Genomic DNA, 18,505 nt, shown 5'->3' on the forward strand with positions numbered 1-18,505 from the left:
AAATAGTATTTAAATGGTATTTAAACGCTGGTTTGGATTATACTTCTTAGCTTTTATGGTAAGTGTATGCAATTTATTTTTGTCTGTGGCATACAGTTCCTGTAGCCTGATAAGTAGGCATAACCAGAACTTCTGCTATCTGTACATGAGCAGGGGCTGATGCTGCGTAATAAACCACATCGGCTATGTCGTCACCTGTAAGTGGTTTCAGCCCATCGTAAACGGCATCTGCCTTGTTTTTGTCTCCACGGAAACGGATAACGGAGAAGTTGGTCTCAACCATTCCCGGCTTGATGTTGGTTACTCTCAGAGGAGTGTCAACAAGGTCTATACGTAGTCCGTCCGACAGTGCTTTTACCGCAGCCTTGGTTGCGCAGTAAACGCTGCCGCCTGCGTATGCCGCATCGCCTGCAATGGAACCTATATTAATAATGTGTCCGCATCCGCGTTCCACCATACCCGGAACAATCATGCGTGTCATTGCCAGTAGTCCTTTGATGTTGGTGTCTATCACTACGTCCCATTCGTCCAATGAACCTTCGTGTTCTTTATCAATGCCCAAAACCAGACCGGCATTGTTTATCAGAACATCTATATTCTTCCATTCTCCTTGCAGAGAGTATATGGCATTACGCATTTCTTCACGGTTTCTAACATCGAATGGAAGAGTTACGACTTCTGTTCCTGTCTTTTCAAGTTCCTGTTTCAGACTTTCCAGTTTTTCAGTATTTCGTCCGTTCAGTATAAGTCTGCTTCCCATGGCCGCGAATTTTCTTGCGCTGCCTTCACCTATGCCGCTTGTGGCACCGGTGATTAAGATTGTTTTTCCTTTCATTATTATATTATGTTTGAATTGTTGTCTTTTAGAATCTCTCATCATTCGGCCTCTCATTCACAAACTCCCGGGGCTTCTCCATTTTCAGTTTCGCGCCACAGTATTTGCAGTATAAGGCCTCGAAATCGTGCCCGTCGCGGTTGCAGCGTGGGCATTTCCGCTTTTCCAGTTTTTTATGCTCGCTCACCATTGTGGCTGAAACTATACCTGTAGGCACTGCTATTGAGGATTATGTCGAACAGCTTTCCTTTTTTTGTGTCCGATTCAAACACAATAGAATATATCTTTTCTTTCAGTTCATCGTTATGAAGGAAGTTTTGCCAACGCTGATGTATTCTGGAAATGAATTTCATGCTTATGTTTATATTTTTAGTAAGGAACAAAGTTAATAATAAATCATAATGTTTTTGTGATAATATATCAGAAATATAATGTTTTGATATTATTACCATAACGCGTTGCACGAACGTGTTACGCTATCTATGCCAGGACGGCGATATTTCAATCTCATCCTTTAATACTTAAAAATCAGCGAGTTAAATCAATAAGAGTTAGCATGAAGAATTGGTCAAGTTCCTGATTTTCAGTAACTTTATATTATCTACACATAAGTTAAACATGGAAATATCAGGAGCGCTCAACCAATATATGAATATCTGCAGGGATGCCTTTAATGGATATACCGCAAAATTAAACAAAAGTACGAAATATGTAGTGGTCATACCAAGAAAAATAAAATAAACTTCACACAGCTTGCACGCTATGGGAATCGTTACGAGCAGTGTTACAGGCAGACTTTTTTTGAATAAGTTTGACTGTTACGGTGTTTCTGGGATAGCCGAAGTTTTTTAAGAAAAATTAGTTTTATTCTCATAAATTGCATAGTTTTGTATTTGTAATCTTCATAATAGTGATGATTAATACTTGAAAATATACATAGCTATCATTATAATGATATATAAATACAGTTTATATGGCAGATGTACTGTCGTTAAAAGTAATCAGGATCTCATGACAAAACGCTTTGACCGTAATAATGGAAAAATGATTCATACAAAAACTTTGGCTGGAAATAGCCCCGATGTGTACAGTTATGAACAATTGATTACAGTATGTGGGAATCTGTCATCAGATCAGCTCAAGGATATGGTTGAAAAGTATTTTATTCTTTAAATTCGTAGCCATCATTTCAGTAGTAATTCTTATAACACTTGAACTATGAATACCTTTAAATCTATTGATGAGCTTTTGCGTGTACTTGAAAGAGAGAAACTTCTGCTGAAACAGATGTTTCAGAAAAGAGCTTCAACTTCTTTGAAATATGACTATGCACTCGAACTCACTGAATATAAAGAAGAAAGAATTAAATATCTTATTGACTACGGAATAATAAGAGATAGCGGGAATTTCCTTGAAATGGAGGATGTATATCTTAAATTCTTCGAGGATGTTTTACAGGTCAATGAGAATATAAATGTTTCGTTTGTAAATGATTATCTGGGACGTCTGAATGAAAATATCGATTATTACCTTAAAGAAGATAATGAGCAGCGGAAATATAATTATCACAAAGAGGTAAGACGGTGTCTGAAAAATATTGCAATGATAACAGTGCGTAATGTAATAGACTTGAAACGCAACATTGACAATACTTACAAGAATGAACCAAACTATCGTGTAAAGCTCTCAAAATTGAATAATCTTGATGAAAAACGTAAGAACATAGAACTCCTCATCAATAGGAGTGAAGATATAATAGACAACGCTCAGCCTGTTTTTTTCAGAGTTGCCATGGACACTCAAATGCGTATAGTGGTGAATGACGTGAAACTTCAGCTTAATGATTCTTATCATAATCTCATTGAGATAGAGAAGCAGATTATTCATTACCTGAATCTTATAGCTTATCAGAACAGGATATTCGAGAAAGTCCGACGTTTGAAATACCTCCGTGACCAGTTCCTTTTAGACGAAAAAACTGATATACGTCAGGTCGTCAGTATGAGAAATCCTGTATGGATTGAGCCTCAGACCAATTACAGGATAAAACTTTCGGTAGATAATCTGCGTACTTCTGCGGTGGCGTTGGAGATAATAAGAAAAATCATATCAAAAAGGAAGAACCTGGCTAAAGGTCCGAAGAATATAGCCGATGCTATACCTCAGGAATATATGAAAACAGAAGGTGAAGTTCTTGACAAGATAAACTTACAGGAAATTTATAATGCTTTCTCGGCATCAAGCAGTCATCTGTTTAAGTTTGTAATGAATTACAATTATCATAAAGAGCTTAGCACTGTCGAGAGAATCTTGTTTTTCTGCCAGATAGCATCGCAGTATGCCGATGGACTGAATTTCACCGACAAGTATGAAACAAGTCATGACGTGGAATATCCTTTGATATATTCCAAATGACTCCAAACAATTACCGATTGCTCCCAATAATTACATAATCATAATCAGAATAAGCATGAAATATACAGAAGAAATATTCAATATATTGAGTAAGGGCGGATTTATTTCTGCAAACAGCGTTTCTCCTGCAATAAAACGGTATTATGATGCCATAGAAGAGGATTTGACCGATTATTACGAATATTATAAAGGCATTGGTTTTTATCTCGAAGGTGGTGACGGATATTATATGTTCACCCGACAGGAGGCGAAAGTTGATCTTGAGCGAAAACTTGAAGCAGTTATGAAGTGGATTGACTACCTAAGTTTCCTTAAAACGTATGATGCTACATTCGGTCCCGGATTTAAGTTCCGCCCGGCAGACATAGAAGTTCAGATAAGTTGCCAGATTGAGCTGAAGGATAAGGCTTCCAAACTGTTTCAGGATAAGAAGAAATATAATGAGATTGTGGAGAAACTTGTTTCTGAACTTGAAAAGGCGGGAATGATAGAACTTGAGAATGAACATGATAGTACTTATAAAGTATTAACGGCATTTCACTATATGGAGGATTTGGTGGACTGCATAACAATATCGGAGGAAATGAACGATGAGATATCTCAATAAGGTAATATTTCTGAACAGCGCACATGTACCGTATGCCGAAGTAAAGTTGGATGGCAATGTGCATTTTATTGGTACCCAGGGAGTAGGTAAAAGTACTCTTTTGCGTGCTGTCCTGTTTTTCTATAATGCAGACAAACTCAGATTGGGCATACCGAAAGAAAAGAAGAATTTTGATTCTTTCTATCTCCCTTTTGCCAACTCGTATATAGTTTATGAAGTAATGCGCGAAAACGGTGCCTATACCGTAGTTGTAACGAAGTCGATGGGTAGGGCTGCCTTCCGCTTTATTGATGCACCATACAGTAAGGAGTGGTTTGTTGACGGCAAAAATGAGGTTTCTGCCGACTGGAGTGTGATTCGTACAAGAGTGTCGGAATCGGGTGCAAGCGTGTCGTCGCTGGTTACAGGCTATGATATGTTTCGTGATATAATATTCGGCAACAACAGAAAACCGGATTTGCTTAAGTTCCGTAAGTATGCCATTGTAGAGAGCTCGCGATACCAGAATATACCGCGTACAATTCAGAATGTATTCCTTAACTCGAAGCTTGATGCCGATTTTATAAAGGATACCATCATACAGTCAATGGATGATAATGAGTTTGTTGTAGACCTGAGTTATTATCGGAACCAGATAGAGACTTTCGAGCAGGAATATTCCGACGTAATGCTGTGGATAAAACAGGATAGGAATGGAGTGGTACCTGTCAGGAAACAGGCTGATACAGTAATAAAGAATTACAGAATGCTTCTGTATGCTGAAAAGCGGATTAAAGACGATAGACAGCACCTCAATTATTCTGAAAGGGTGTCACGCTTGAGGCTCCCTGAGCTGGAGGAACAGCTTCTGCAAATTAAAGAGGAAGCCGAACGGTTTACACGTTTGCTTGGAGAAGAAAAAGATAAGTTTGACAGAGAGCGCGACAAGCTTGTAAAGTTAAGCGGTATTATAGAGTCTGACCTTAAGAAGATAAGGGAAAAACGAAAATATTATGAACAGGAACATATTGACGAGGTTATATCAAGAGTAAATAGGGAAACGTCACTTAAATACGAACTGGAGTCTCTGAATAAGGTGTATAATGAACTCACGAGTACGTACCGGGATATAATAAGCAAATACTCTTTGATGGAAAAGAGCATTGATGCCGATTTTGAAAGATTTGAGAATGAAATCAACAAAAGGGTATTAAGCCTTGAAAACGAACTTGGTAAAAGGATTGCGGAATTGACAAAGAAAAGCAATACTCAGGCTGAAGAAATACGCTCTGTTTATGAAGAGAAACTTAAAACACTTGCCGACAGCAAGGAACAGCTGCTGGAAGAAATATCCAACCTGAAACAACAGAAAACAAGGGTTGAGTGTACTGTTCATTTCAAGGATGAGATAAGAGACTGTGAGGAACGGTTGAGAAACATATCTTCCGAAGAAAAGGATACCGCCGTGAAAGCTGATCGTCTGAAACTGGAGTGCGACCGCCTAAGACAGAAGTCAGAAGCGGAAACTATGATAGTTGAAAAAGAGTATGATACGAAAATAGATGAGGCTCTACGCTGCAGGAAACAGTTGGACGCAGAAATGGAATCATTGAATGTGCTGATAAACAGCAGCAAAGGCTCTTTTTGCGAATGGCTCGACAAGAACAGGTCAGGATGGCAGGAAAATATAGGTAAGATTGCAGATGAACAACTTATACTCTACAATCAGAATCTTTCTCCTGAACTCTCAACCGATGAGGGAGGCTCTTTATATGGTGTAAAAATTAATTTGGCTGAAGTGCAGCGTGAATTACGTTCACCGGAACAGCTTAAAGCTGAGTTTAAGGCCAAATCTTCCGAAAGGGATGAATATACTAGAAAAATAAGCCTTCTGAATGAAGAAAAAACGAAGCGTACTGAAGAGATAAAGAATAAGTACAGAAAGCAGATTTCAGCAATATCGGGTGAAAGGCAGGTTCTTGAAATTCTGTTACAGCAATATCCTCTTCAGATTAAGAATATTAAGGCGGAACAGGCTTCGTGGGAACGCAAAGAATCGGAGTGGAAAAGAAACAGGCTGGATGAGATAGAAACACTTATTGGAGGCAAGGAGAAGGAAAGGCAAAAATGTTGCAATAATGAAGATCTTTTGAAACAGGAGAGAGAAAAGCGGATTCTTCAGATTAATGAAGAGCTGAGAAAGGCGGAAAAGAAAGAACGCAGTGCTGTTGAAGTTGAGATACAGGCAGTACAAAATGAACTGTCCGACCGGCGTACAGATGCGGATAACAGAAAAAAAGAACTTCACAAGTTGCAGAACGAGGAGTTGAACGGTAAGGGAGCTGATACATCGGCTATAAATTCCTACAAAGCAAAAATTGATGCTATAAAGTCTGAGTTGGATTATATATCGCAAAAACAGTCGTTGGTGTGGAATTATGAGAAAGACAAGAGAGAACTGTTTGACCGTGAGCCGGAATTGCGCGACACCAAGAAGAACAATGAGATGCATCTGGACGAGCTTGAAGAAAAATACGCGTTGCGGAAAAACAAGCTTACAGGTCAGTACGAAACTGTAAAAAACAGTATAAACGAAAAGTCGGCCGAACGTGATGCCATTAAGAACGATCTTTGCGTTCTTGAGAATTTCCGCAAAGATGAAGGTTTCTGTCCTCCGGAGTCGTACACTCCCGAAGAACTTCCTACCAATAAACCTTGTGGTAAGATAGTGGAAGAGCTGAAAAGTCAGATTGTTTCTTTTGGCAAGGATACTGAGAATTTCAAAAAATCAGTAAATCTGTTTAACAGTAATTTTACTGCAAGAAATACTTTCAGTTTTCCTCAGTCATTGTCGTGTGATTCAGATTACATGGATTTCGCATCCAATTTATGCGAGTTTGTGGAAAACAATAAAATCACAGAATATCAGAACCGCATAAGTGAAAGGTACGTAAACATAATAAGGCGCATATCAAAGGAAACAGGAGAGCTTACCCAAAGCGAAAGTCTTATTAATAAGACTATTAAAGACATAAATGACGATTTCATCAAGCGTAATTTTGCTGGAGTTATCCGCAGTATCGAACTCAGACCATTGCAGAGTAACGACAAACTTATGCAGCTTCTTATAGAAATAAAGAATTTCAATGATGAGAACACCTTCAACATGGGTGAAATGGACCTGTTCTCACAGGATTCGCGCGAGAACGTGAATCTCAAGGCTGTAAAATATCTTAATTCATTCAGTAAACTGCTCAAGGATGAGCCTTCCAGGAAGAGTCTTGTCGTTTCTGATACCTTTAATCTGGAGTTCCGTATTATCGAAAATGATAATGACACAGGCTGGGTTGAGAAAATAGCGAATGTTGGTTCCGACGGCACAGACATACTGGTTAAAGCTATGGTGAACATCATGCTTATCAATGTTTTCAAGGAAAAAGTCTCAAGGAAATTCGGAGATTTCAAGGTGCATTGTATGATGGATGAAATAGGTAAGCTGCATCCCAATAATGTGAAAGGCATACTTGAATTTGCAAATTGCCGCAACATATTACTTATCAACAGTTCGCCTACCACCTATAATGTTGAGGATTATAAATATACTTATCTGTTAAGCAAAGACGCGAAAAGCAATACAAGGGTAGTGCCATTGCTTACACGAAAATAAGAATACCTTGTAATAATATGGAAATAAATAAAAAACGATTTACAATATCTGTCGCGAGAAAATTGCTTTATATGCTTGAAGGAAAAACTCTTCCTTCAAGCTCGCTTCCTCGATGGATAGTTGATGAGTTAAGGATAGAGGGCCTTATAACCGGAATAACTAATGGCAGCAGAGTTTCCTATCGCCTTACAGATACTGTGGCATTCGGTAGATATGTTTCAGATAATTATACATCCGGCACTTCTCTTGAAAGATGGATTGAAATCTTTTCCGGCGAGAACAAAGACTTGCAGCGCAGTATGCTTGTACAGGAAACAGGCGATTCCAAGACTTTTAAGCTTCGAACTTTCAGAGGTTTTCTTGTGAACTGTTACGAACCTGTTCATGCAAGAATAGGGAATAGTGATTTTGTTATATCCCCTCCGGAAGGAAGTGCTGTTTTCATACAAAACCCGGATGAATTTTATATACCGTCAGACGTGACAGTGGTTGGAATGGAAAATGGTGAGAACTTCCGTCATATACGGAGTCAGAAAAATCTGTTTGGAGATAATAAAATTTTGTTTGTTTCCAGATACCCCCAGTCGGCAGATTTAAGGGAATGGCTTATTAAAATTCCTAATAGATATATACATTTTGGAGATTTTGATCTGGCAGGTATATGTATATATCAGTCAGAGTTTTATAAATTTTTGGGCGACAGAGCGAGTTTCCTTATTCCCGAAGATATAGAAGAAAGGTTGAAATCCGGGAATAAGGGACTGTATGACGCTCAATATCTTAGATATAAAAATCTGAAGATTATAGATTCACGTTTGAACGGGTTGGTTGAAATGATTCATCATTATGGTAGGGTGTATGAACAGGAAGGATACATTGAAAAATGTACATATTAAATTAACCGTTAAAATCATAAAGTCCCTTCTTCCATCCCTCAAAAGGACACTTATCTTTTATTTCGTTATACAACTTGCAATTAAAAGAGAATAACTTATCAGCTTCATCCAAGACTTTTTTATCACCAATAAAATCTAAAAGATTAAAGTCCGGTTCTGTATCTATCGTGAATGATATAGCACCAATATTGTCTTCATCCGGGAACGAAATAAAGGTATAAGGAGTTTCTCCGGTAAAAAGATTACATACGGTCGGGCAATGTTTTTCTAACATCTGAAGCAGGCGTCCTGGATTTTCATGATTATTCAGACGATTAAAGAAAGTTCCCCAGCAACATGTAAGACTAAGTTGGTTGATTCCGATTGGAACCAGGCATACAACACCATATAATCCCTTGTTTACCTTTAGAATCAATTCTATATGATTCTGACGAACTGCATAAGTATAAGAATACCCTTTCAAAAAGGTTGCACCAGCTTTTTTATCAACGAAATTACGCATATTGAAATTCTACTATATTAACATTTACTTTGCCTGTTGTAAGTAATAATCAAAAATGTACCAGATAATAATTTAAGAATTAAGTATCAGTGTGACAAAGGTATATAAAAAACTTCATTTTTATGTGCTGGTGTAATAATAAAAAGAAGATTTTTTATATTTTCTTTATCAAAGAAACCGTAACACGTTCGTGTTCCGCGCGCGTCACGTTCGTGTTACGCTTGTTACACGTTCGTGTTCCACGCGTTACACGTACGTGCAACGCTTTCTGAGACAGCCTGTTTTGACAAATTATTATGCTTTTATTACCTTTTTCAGGCGCTTGTCATGTTTCCCGAAGTCAAATGTTATGTAATAATATGTAGCAAAAAAGCCCTTTTCTCTAATAAATGATATTTTTCTTCAAAAAAAACTATCATTTTATTTGTTTATATCAAAAAAGCCTTTACCTTTGCAATCGTAATAACAAAAATAACAGAAAAAGTATGAAAGCAACTAATATTATCATTAACCTGGCAGTCCTGCATATTATTCGCGTCGTGGTCCTGGAACCAAGAGGTGAGGAAGGTTCATGTATGTAGTTGCATATATATGATATTGATGAAAGCCTTTCTCACATGTGTATGAGAAAGGCTTTTTGATTAAATAAGGAGAGATAAAAATGAAAAATGAGTTACGCAGTTCGATGAGTACACAAGGCCGACGTATGGCCGGTGCAAGAGCATTATGGGTGGCAAATGGAATGAAAAAGGAAATGATGGGCAAACCTATCATTGCTATTGTGAATTCATTTACACAGTTCGTTCCTGGACACACACATTTGCATGAGATAGGTCAGCAGGTGAAAGAGGAAATAGAGAAGTTAGGATGTTTTGCCGCTGAGTTCAACACTATCGCGATAGACGACGGTATAGCAATGGGACATGACGGAATGCTCTATTCGCTGCCATCAAGAGATATCATTGCCGACAGTGTGGAATATATGGTGAACGCTCATAAGGCTGATGCTATGGTCTGCATTTCAAACTGCGACAAGATCACTCCGGGTATGCTTATGGCTTCCATGCGACTGAATATTCCTACGGTGTTTGTGTCAGGCGGTCCGATGGAAGCAGGAGAGTGGGGCGGTCAGCATCTTGACTTGATAGATGCGATGATTAAGTCGGCCGACCCGACAGTGAGCGACGAGGATGTAGATCAGATAGAAAGACATGCATGTCCGGGATGCGGATGCTGCTCGGGTATGTTTACTGCAAACTCAATGAACTGTCTGAACGAGGCTATCGGTCTGGCTCTTCCGGGCAACGGAACTATAGTCGCAACTCACGAAAACCGTAAGCAGTTGTTCAAGGATGCTGCGGCTCTCATCGTAAAAAATGCTTATAAATATTATCAGGACGGCGACGAAAGCGTATTGCCGAGAAGCATTGCTACACGTCAGGCTTTCCTTAATGCGATGACACTTGATATTGCTATGGGTGGTTCTACAAATACAGTGCTTCACCTGCTGGCAATAGCTCATGAGGCAGAGGTGGATTTCACAATGGATGATATCGACATGTTGTCACGCCGTGTGCCTTGTCTCTGCAAGGTAGCTCCAAACACTCAGAAATACCACATTCAGGATGTGAACAGAGCTGGAGGTATCATGAATATCCTGGCGCAGCTGAACAAGGGCGGTTTGCTCGATACATCAGTTTCACGTGTAGATGGTATGACACTGGCTGAGGCTATTGCAAAATATGATATCTCTGTAGAAAGTGTTGATGCTGAAGCAAAAAGAATATATACAAGCGCTCCGGGTGGAAAGTTTTCTATCAAACTTGGCTCGCAGGGCAATTATTATAAGGAACTCGATACAGACCGTGCCACAGGATGTATCCGCGATTTGGAACATGCCTATAGCAAGGACGGCGGACTGGCAGTGCTGAAAGGTAATATCGCACAGGATGGTTGTGTAGTGAAGACTGCCGGCGTGGACGAAAGTATCTGGAAGTTCTCGGGACCTGCAAAGGTGTTCGATTCTCAGGAATCGGCTTGCGAAGGTATCCTTGGCGGAAAGGTTGTAAGCGGCGATGTGGTGGTCATCACTCACGAAGGCCCTAAGGGTGGTCCGGGTATGCAGGAGATGCTTTATCCTACATCGTATATAAAATCAAAACATCTCGGAAAGGAATGTGCACTGATTACAGACGGACGTTTCAGTGGCGGTACATCGGGATTGAGTATCGGACATATATCTCCTGAAGCGGCTGCCGGAGGAAACATCGGTAAGATTGTGGATGGTGATATCATCGAAATAGATATACCGAACCGCAGTATCAATGTGAAACTTTCGGATGAAGAACTTGCCGCACGTCCGATGACTCCTGTCACTCGCGACCGCAAGGTGTCTAAGGCACTCAAGGCTTACGCAAGCATGGTAAGTTCGGCTGATAAAGGTGGAGTAAGAATTGTTGACTAAAAAGCATATACATATGAAAGAGAAAATATCAGGTGGTGAAGCATTGATGCGCTCGCTGGAGCATCAGGGAGTAAAGACTATCTTCGGTTATCCCGGAGGAGCGATAATGCCTGTATTCGATGCTTTATATGATCATAGAGATAAACTTAACCATATATTGGTACGTCACGAACAGGGTGCTGCACATGCCGCACAGGGATTTGCCAGAGTTTCCGGTGAAGTGGGGGTATGTCTGGTGACAAGTGGCCCGGGAGCGACAAATACCATAACAGGTGTAGCTGATGCAATGATAGACAGTACACCTATCGTGGTGATAGCAGGACAGGTCGGAGCAGGTCTTCTCGGCACTGACGCCTTTCAGGAGGTTGACCTAGTTGGTATCACACAGCCTATTTCAAAATGGAGCTATCAGATACGCCGTGCAGAGGATGTGGCTTGGGCTGTGGCAAGAGCTTTCTATATTGCCCGTTCAGGACGTCCGGGACCTGTGGTACTTGACTTTGCGAAGAATGCCCAAATAGAAATGACGGATTACGAACCGGTAGATGTTGATTTCATTCGCAGCTATGATCCTGATCCGGAAACAGATCCTAAGGCTTTGGCAGAGGCTGTCAGATTTATCAATGAGTCTCAAAAACCTTTGGTTCTCGTAGGGCAGGGCGTTGAATTAGGTAATGCTCAGGAAGAGTTGCTTAAGTTTGTAGAAAAAGCTGATATTCCTTGTGGATGCACATTGTTGGGACTTTCGGCAATGCCTTCGGAACATCCTCTGAACAAGGGAATGCTGGGAATGCACGGAAATCTCGGTCCAAATGTAAAGACCAACGAATGTGATGTGCTTATTGCAGTCGGTATGCGTTTTGACGACCGTGTGACAGGGAAACTTGAAACATACGCCAAACAGGCAAAGGTGATACACCTTGATGTTGATCCTTCGGAGATAGGCAAGAATGTACCTGTACATGTTCCGGTGCTTGGTGACTGCAAACGTACTTTAGGTCTGCTTACAGAACTTATCCAGCCTAATAAACATACTGCATGGATTGAGAGTTTCAGCCAGTACGAGCAACAGGAATTCGACAAGGTAATAAAACGCGAGGTTTATCCTGAAAATGGTCCGATAAATATGGGTGAGGTAGTAAACGCTGTCAGTGAGGCTACAAACCATGAAGCGATATTGGTGACAGACGTTGGTCAGAATCAGATGATGGCATGCCGATACTTCAAGTTTACTAAGAGTAGGAGCGTGGTTACTTCAGGCGGTATGGGAACAATGGGATTCTGTATCCCGGCAGCCATAGGAGCTACATTCGGTCGTACGGACCGTACTGTTTGTGCGATAATGGGCGACGGTGGTCTTCAGATGACAATGCAGGAACTCGGTACTATCATGGAACAGAAGGCTCCGGTCAAGATGATTCTGATGAACAACAACTACCTCGGTAATGTACGTCAGTGGCAGGCAATGTTCTTCAACAGAAGATATTCGTTCACTCCGATGATGAATCCTGACTATATGCAGATAGCATCGGCGTATGGTATTCCTTCAAGAAGAGTCATTGAGCGTGAAGAACTTAAAGACGGAATAGAGGAGATGCTTGCAACAGACGGTCCGTTCCTTCTTGAAGTATGTGTAGTGGAAGAAGGTAATGTATTGCCGATGACTCCTCCGGGAAGCTCGGTTAACTATATGATGATGGATTTGGATTGCTAACGAGTAGGAGGATTAAAAATGGAAAATAAGACATTATATACTATCATAGTTCATTCGGAAAACATAGCCGGTTTGCTTAATCAGGTGACTGCCGTTTTTACACGCCGACAGATTAACATCGAAAGCCTTAACGTGTCGGCTTCCTCTATTGCAGGAGTACACAAATATACAATCACTTGCTGGACAACTGCAGATATTGTGGAGAAGGTTGTACGCCAGATAGAGAAGAAAATGGATGTCATTCAGGCACACTATTTTACAGATAAGGAAATCTTTCAGCGCGAGGTGGCTATGTATAAGGTATCTACACCGGAGTTTCAGAACAATCCTGAGGCATCGAAGGTAGTCAGAAGATTTAATGCACATATTGTTGAAGTAAATCCGGTGTTCTCTATAATAGAGATGGTTGGTATGAGCGATGAGATAACATTCCTGTACGAGGATTTGAAAAGGCTTAATTGCGTTCTTCAGTTTGTACGTTCTGGAAGAATTGCTGTATCTACCAGTTGTTTTGAACGAGTGAATGAGTATCTTGCTCACCGTGAGGAAAGATATAAAAAAGGACTTTAAAACATTTCTTGTTATGGGAGAAGAAAATAAAGTTGGCACATATAACTTTGTCGCAGAACCTTTTCATGTTGACTTTACAGGAAAGTTGACGATGGGAGTTTTGGGTAATCATCTGCTTAACTGTGCCGGTTTTCATGCCACAGAACGTGGCTTTGGCATTGCCGAACTGAATGAAAGCCATTTTACGTGGGTGCTATCCCGTCTGGCTATAGAGATGGAAGAATTTCCTATGCAGTACGAGAAATTCAGTGTACAGACTTGGGTGGAAAATGTTTACCGCCTGTTTACCGACCGAAACTTCTCTATTCTCGACAAGGATGGAAAACCTATCGGTTATGCGCGTTCAATATGGGCGATGATAGATCTTAAAACACGTAAGCCGGCCGATTTGCTTACACTGCACGGTGGCAGTATCGTTGACTATATATGCCAGAAGGAATGTCCAATCGAGAAGCCAGGAAGAATAAAGGTTGCTTCGGTAGAGCCTGTAGGTGAATATGTGGCAAAATATAGCGATATAGACTGCAACGTACATGTGAACAGTATAAAATACATAGAGCATATACTTGACTTGTTTCATATGGATGTCTTCCGCGAAAAAATGATACATCGTTTTGAGATGGCGTATGTTGCGGAAAGTTATTTCGGCGATAAGCTGACCTTCTATCGTGAACAGATTTCGGATAATGAGTACGACATAGAAGTGAAGAAGAACGATAGTGAGGTGGTAGTAAGAAGCAAAGTGATATTTAAGAATTAAAAATTAATAATTAAGAATGAGTTGATGGTTGTTAGTTATTGGTAACTGACCGGAAGGAAACCTGGTTAACTTGTCAACTCGTAACTAACCTATAAACTTACAAACTTAAGAACTTATAAACTTATAAACTTAAAAACTTATAAAAAACATGGCACAATTAAATTTTGGCGGTGTGATGGAAAATGTAATCACACGCGATGAATTTCCATTGGAAAAAGCACGTGAAATCTTGAAAGACGAAACAATTGCAGTTATAGGATATGGAGTACAGGGGCCAGGTCAGTCATTGAACCTTCGCGACAACGGATTCAATGTCATCGTAGGTCAGCGTCCGGGCAAAACATACGAAAAAGCTATCGCTGACGGATGGGTACCTGGAGAAACATTGTTCGGTATCGAAGAGGCATGTCAGAAAGCTACTATCGTAATGTGTCTTTTGTCTGATGCTGCTGTAATGTCTGTATGGCCTAAAATCAAACAATATCTTACTCCTGGTAAGGCTTTGTATTTCTCACATGGTTTCGCTATTACTTGGAACGACCGTACAGGTGTGGTTCCTCCTGCTGACATCGATGTTATCATGGTTGCTCCTAAAGGATCAGGTACTTCATTGCGTACAATGTTCCTCGAAGGCCGCGGCTTGAACTCATCATACGCTATTTATCAGGATGTAACAGGTAAGGCATTCGACAGAACTATCGCTCTTGGTATCGGTATCGGTTCAGGATATTTGTTCGAAACTACATTCCAGCGTGAAGCTACTTCTGACCTTACAGGTGAACGTGGTTCATTGATGGGTGCTATTCAGGGATTGCTTCTTGCACAGTACGAAGTATTGCGTGAAAACGGACATACTCCTTCTGAAGCATTCAACGAAACTGTAGAAGAGCTTACCCAGTCATTGATGCCATTGTTCGCTAAGAACGGTATGGACTGGATGTACGCTAACTGTTCTACAACTGCACAGCGTGGTGCTCTTGACTGGATGGGCCCATTCCACGATGCAATCAAACCTGTAGTTCAGAAATTGTATCAGAGCGTTAAGAGCGGTAACGAAGCTCAGATTTCTATCGACTCTAACTCTAAGCCAGATTATCGCGAAAAACTGGAAGCTGAATTGAAGGCTTTGCGTGAAAGCGAAATGTGGCAAACAGCAGTTACAGTACGTAAACTTCGTCCTGAAAACAACTAATAAATAATAAGAGTATTTTTATTTCCTCTTCATGGCATTTCCCTTGTCGTGAAGAGGATTTTTTTGTAAGAAATAGATTTTATCATAGTAGGTATGTATAACATTTCGGGCTTTTGATTAATTTTGTTGGTGGTGATTTGAATTTAGTATTAACATAAAAATATACAGATATGAATAACGAATTTCTGGAGATTATAAAGACTCGTCGCAGTTGCCGTCAATATAAGGCAGAACAGATTACTGACGAAGAATTGAAAGCTGTATTGGAAGCCGGTACATACGCGCCTACATCACGAGGAATGCAGTCGCCATACATTGTTGCTGTACAGAATGAGGAGATACGTAAGAAGCTGGCAGAAATGAATGCCCATGTGATGGGAGTTACATCAAATCCGTATTATGATGCACCTACATACGTTCTTGTGTTTACACCTGCTGATGCAAATAACCCTATACAGGATGGAAGTTGCGTATTGGAAAATATGATGCTTGCTGCCCATGCTATAGGACTTGCAAGCTGCTGGATACATAGGGAAAGAGAAATGTTTTCTACCGATGAAGGAAAGAAACTAATGGAAAGTTTCGGATTGCCTGAAGGACTTGTCGGAATTGGCGCTCTTGCCTTAGGCTACCCGGCAAAAGCGGCAGATGCCCCGAAACCTCGTAAGGTGGATTACTATAGGGTGATAAAATGATATTTTGAAAATAAAAAACAGAAACCATGACAGTTCTTTTGATCGATTTGCTGTCATGGTTTTTTCATAATTGTAATATTATACTTTTTAGTTGAAAAACCAATAAAGCTGAATTTCAGTTATTCAGAAATCTATACTCGTTTGGAGAAACACCAATTATCTTCTTAAATATCAGACTGAAATACTGTATATCGACGTAACCTAGCTGGCGGGCGACGTTAGCTGATGTATTTATTGGTTTCTCAAGCATCTTTCTTGCGGATTCCTGACGTTTACATTCGAGATATTCACATAGAGTCTTGCCCGTCTCAAATTTCAGAAGATGGTTGAAATAAAACTCTGATAGACCAAGTTTTGCGGCACAGTATTCTGATGTTGGTAATATGGAGTTGTATAGCATGCCTGAATCTATATATTCGTCAATCAGTCTGGTCAATTCTTCAAGAATTATCTTGTCGTTTTAATCTGATTAGTAGTCGATCTTGTCTCTACAGTTTGTCTCGGCGAAAAACAGACTATTGTTCTTTCTTCGTTGTCGTATTTTTGTTGTCCATACTTGATGTCGTAAGCTTTTCCCATTTTTAGATATCACTCGAGTAGATAATGTAATAGTGGTAATAATATCAGTAATTCATATACACGGTGTGATTGGCGATAAGTCTAATTTTGCAATAAAGAAATTCAAAGAAAGAAATGCATGAAGGCTCGAAATAATAAAATAGGTGAGATGCTTGCACTGATACGAGATGGGAGGCCTATGACTCTGTCGCAACAATTATATCTGACAGTGCAGCTTAGTATTCCGGCAGTCATAGCACAACTCTCTTCCATAATCATGCAGTATATCGATGCATCAATGGTGGGACATCTTGGAGCTGAGGCTTCTGCTTCAATCGGATTGGTATCAACTACCACTTGGCTATTCTGGGGACTGTGTGTTGCATCAGCTACTGGATTTTCGGTACAGGTGGCACATAAGATAGGTGCGGGTGATATTCAAGGAGCGCGTGCCGTGTTGCGTCAGTCATTGGTCTCTACATTAATGTTCAGTGTGATTCTTGCTCTGATAGGTTCTGCCGTCAGCGGTATTCTGCCCGCTTGGTTAGGAGGGGACATTTCTATACGTCATGACGCTTCACTTTATTTTTTTGTATTCTCACTTTTCTTGCCTGCCCTGCAGATGAATTTCCTTGCAGGTGGTATGTTGCGGTGTAGCGGTAATATGTTAGTGCCAAGCATTGCCGGTGTGGCCATGTGTGTGCTGGATGTGGTCTTTAATTTCTTGCTGATATTTCCTTCACGCCAATGTGAACTGGCTGATGTGACTTTCATCGTGCCTGGTGCTGGACTGGGTGTGAAAGGTGCTGCATTAGGTACTGCTGCCGCTGAGACTGTGATTGCTATCATTCTGCTGTGGTATCTTTGGACTCGTTCGAATGAACTTAAACTTACCGGAGAAAGATATGATTTCCGTCTCAGTGCGTCAACTATAAGAAAAGCTCTTCGTATAGGTTGTCCTATGGGGTTGGAACATATAGTCATTTGCGGAGCTCAAATCATGACAACGGTTATAGTCGCCCCGCTTGGTGTTTTTGCTATTGCGGCAAATTCGTTCGCTGTTACTGCGGAAAGTCTTTGTTATATGCCCGGTTATGGAATTGCCGATGCTGCTACCACACTGGTAGGCCAGAGTGTCGGTGCCGGTCGCAAAAGACTCACTCGCAGCTTTGCGCGTATCACCGTATTGATGGGAATGATTGTCATGGGATTAATGGGGATACTTATGTATCTGTTTGCGCCTCAAATTATAGGCTTGATGACACCGGTTCATGAAATCAGAGAACTTGGTGTGATGGCACTACGTATTGAGGCATTTGCCGAGCCTATGTTTGCGGCTTCGATAGTTGCTTACGGCGTTTTTGTGGGTGCGGCTGATACACTTGTCCCTTGTCTGATGAATTTCTTCAGTATCTGGGCTATTCGTCTGTCATTGGCTGCCTTACTCGCTCCGTCATTAGGATTGAAGGGTGTATGGATAGCCATGTGTGTGGAACTTTGTTTTCGTGGTTTCATATTCCTCGTTCGTCTGAAACGGGAGCGATGGATGAACAGTATGAAATGATGTCAGTAATTTTGGTAATTTCCTCCGTAATTCATCTACATGAGAGCAAAAGCGGAAGGCTTAATTTTGCAGTATGAAATAAGGTAA

General features: G+C 40.5%; 14 protein-coding genes and 2 pseudogenes. 11 read left to right on the plus strand and 5 right to left on the minus strand.

Annotated features, from left to right (window positions below; genetic code table 11):
* Positions 1-73 precede the first annotated feature (73 nt).
* The 3 genes and pseudogenes from NW213_RS05460 to NW213_RS05470 all read right to left on the minus strand — a co-directional run.
* The gene (locus tag NW213_RS05460) at positions 74-835 is read right to left on the minus strand and encodes an SDR family NAD(P)-dependent oxidoreductase (protein WP_258322085.1); all 762 of its coding nucleotides are present in this window, start codon (positions 833-835) and stop codon (positions 74-76) included.
* A 28-nt stretch (positions 836-863) separates the two neighbouring features.
* Positions 864-1,058, minus strand: a pseudogene (locus tag NW213_RS05465) (ion transporter); the annotation flags it as partial.
* A gap of 1 nt (position 1,059) precedes the next feature.
* Positions 1,060-1,188: pseudogene (locus NW213_RS05470) on the minus strand (ion transporter); the annotation flags it as partial.
* Between the two features lie 865 nt (positions 1,189-2,053).
* On the opposite strand from NW213_RS05470, the gene NW213_RS05475 reads away from it, so the two are divergent.
* Genes NW213_RS05475 through NW213_RS05490 form a run of 4 tightly spaced genes read left to right on the plus strand, consistent with a single transcriptional unit; the run spans position 2,054 to position 8,399 of the window.
* Positions 2,054-3,250 (plus strand): hypothetical protein, encoded by a 1,197-nt coding sequence (locus NW213_RS05475; protein ID WP_154042867.1) that lies wholly within the window; start codon positions 2,054-2,056, stop codon positions 3,248-3,250.
* A gap of 55 nt (positions 3,251-3,305) precedes the next feature.
* A complete protein-coding gene (locus tag NW213_RS05480; RefSeq protein ID WP_154042866.1) occupies positions 3,306-3,857 on the plus strand; it encodes a hypothetical protein in 552 nt (183 codons plus the stop codon).
* Positions 3,841-7,503, plus strand: a complete 3,663-nt coding sequence (locus NW213_RS05485; RefSeq protein WP_258322087.1) for an ATP-binding protein — start codon at positions 3,841-3,843, stop codon at positions 7,501-7,503. Before NW213_RS05480 ends, NW213_RS05485 begins: the two co-directional genes overlap by 17 nt.
* Before the next feature lie 17 nt (positions 7,504-7,520).
* Positions 7,521-8,399: a hypothetical protein gene (locus NW213_RS05490; RefSeq protein ID WP_258322088.1), complete on the plus strand. Its 879-nt coding sequence runs from the start codon at positions 7,521-7,523 to the stop codon at positions 8,397-8,399.
* A 1-nt stretch (position 8,400) separates the two neighbouring features.
* On the opposite strand, the gene NW213_RS05495 is transcribed toward NW213_RS05490, so the two are convergent.
* Positions 8,401-8,901: a hypothetical protein gene (locus NW213_RS05495; RefSeq protein ID WP_154042863.1), complete on the minus strand. Its 501-nt coding sequence runs from the start codon at positions 8,899-8,901 to the stop codon at positions 8,401-8,403.
* Positions 8,902-9,562: 661 nt separating this feature from the next.
* Between NW213_RS05495 and ilvD the strand changes: the two genes are divergently transcribed.
* From ilvD to NW213_RS05525, 6 genes are all read left to right on the plus strand, one after another.
* Positions 9,563-11,365: a dihydroxy-acid dehydratase gene (ilvD, locus tag NW213_RS05500; protein ID WP_204390409.1), complete on the plus strand. Its 1,803-nt coding sequence runs from the start codon at positions 9,563-9,565 to the stop codon at positions 11,363-11,365.
* Positions 11,366-11,378: 13 nt separating this feature from the next.
* The gene (ilvB, locus tag NW213_RS05505) at positions 11,379-13,079 is read left to right on the plus strand and encodes a biosynthetic-type acetolactate synthase large subunit (RefSeq protein ID WP_258322089.1); all 1,701 of its coding nucleotides are present in this window, start codon (positions 11,379-11,381) and stop codon (positions 13,077-13,079) included.
* Between the two features lie 18 nt (positions 13,080-13,097).
* Positions 13,098-13,649 carry an acetolactate synthase small subunit gene (gene ilvN / locus NW213_RS05510; RefSeq protein WP_154042860.1) on the plus strand — a complete coding sequence of 184 codons (552 nt, stop codon included), beginning with the start codon at positions 13,098-13,100 and terminating at the stop codon, positions 13,647-13,649.
* Between the two features lie 13 nt (positions 13,650-13,662).
* Positions 13,663-14,409: an acyl-[acyl-carrier-protein] thioesterase gene (locus NW213_RS05515; RefSeq protein WP_258322090.1), complete on the plus strand. Its 747-nt coding sequence runs from the start codon at positions 13,663-13,665 to the stop codon at positions 14,407-14,409.
* Positions 14,410-14,557: 148 nt separating this feature from the next.
* Positions 14,558-15,601 (plus strand): ketol-acid reductoisomerase, encoded by a 1,044-nt coding sequence (ilvC, locus tag NW213_RS05520; RefSeq protein ID WP_154042858.1) that lies wholly within the window; start codon positions 14,558-14,560, stop codon positions 15,599-15,601.
* A gap of 170 nt (positions 15,602-15,771) precedes the next feature.
* Positions 15,772-16,296, plus strand: a complete 525-nt coding sequence (locus tag NW213_RS05525; protein ID WP_258322091.1) for a nitroreductase — start codon at positions 15,772-15,774, stop codon at positions 16,294-16,296.
* A gap of 115 nt (positions 16,297-16,411) precedes the next feature.
* Here NW213_RS05525 and NW213_RS05530 read toward each other — a convergent pair whose 3' ends face one another.
* Positions 16,412-16,732, minus strand: a complete 321-nt coding sequence (locus NW213_RS05530) for a helix-turn-helix transcriptional regulator (protein ID WP_258322092.1) — start codon at positions 16,730-16,732, stop codon at positions 16,412-16,414.
* A 261-nt stretch (positions 16,733-16,993) separates the two neighbouring features.
* Here NW213_RS05530 and NW213_RS05535 point away from each other — a divergent pair, with 261 nt between their 5' ends.
* Positions 16,994-18,418, plus strand: a complete 1,425-nt coding sequence (locus NW213_RS05535) for an MATE family efflux transporter (RefSeq protein ID WP_239469046.1) — start codon at positions 16,994-16,996, stop codon at positions 18,416-18,418.
* Positions 18,419-18,505 lie beyond the last annotated feature (87 nt).

Source organism: Bacteroides sp. ET336 (assembly GCF_024733815.1).
Classification (GTDB): Bacteria; Bacteroidota; Bacteroidia; order Bacteroidales; family Bacteroidaceae; genus Phocaeicola; species Phocaeicola cellulolyticus.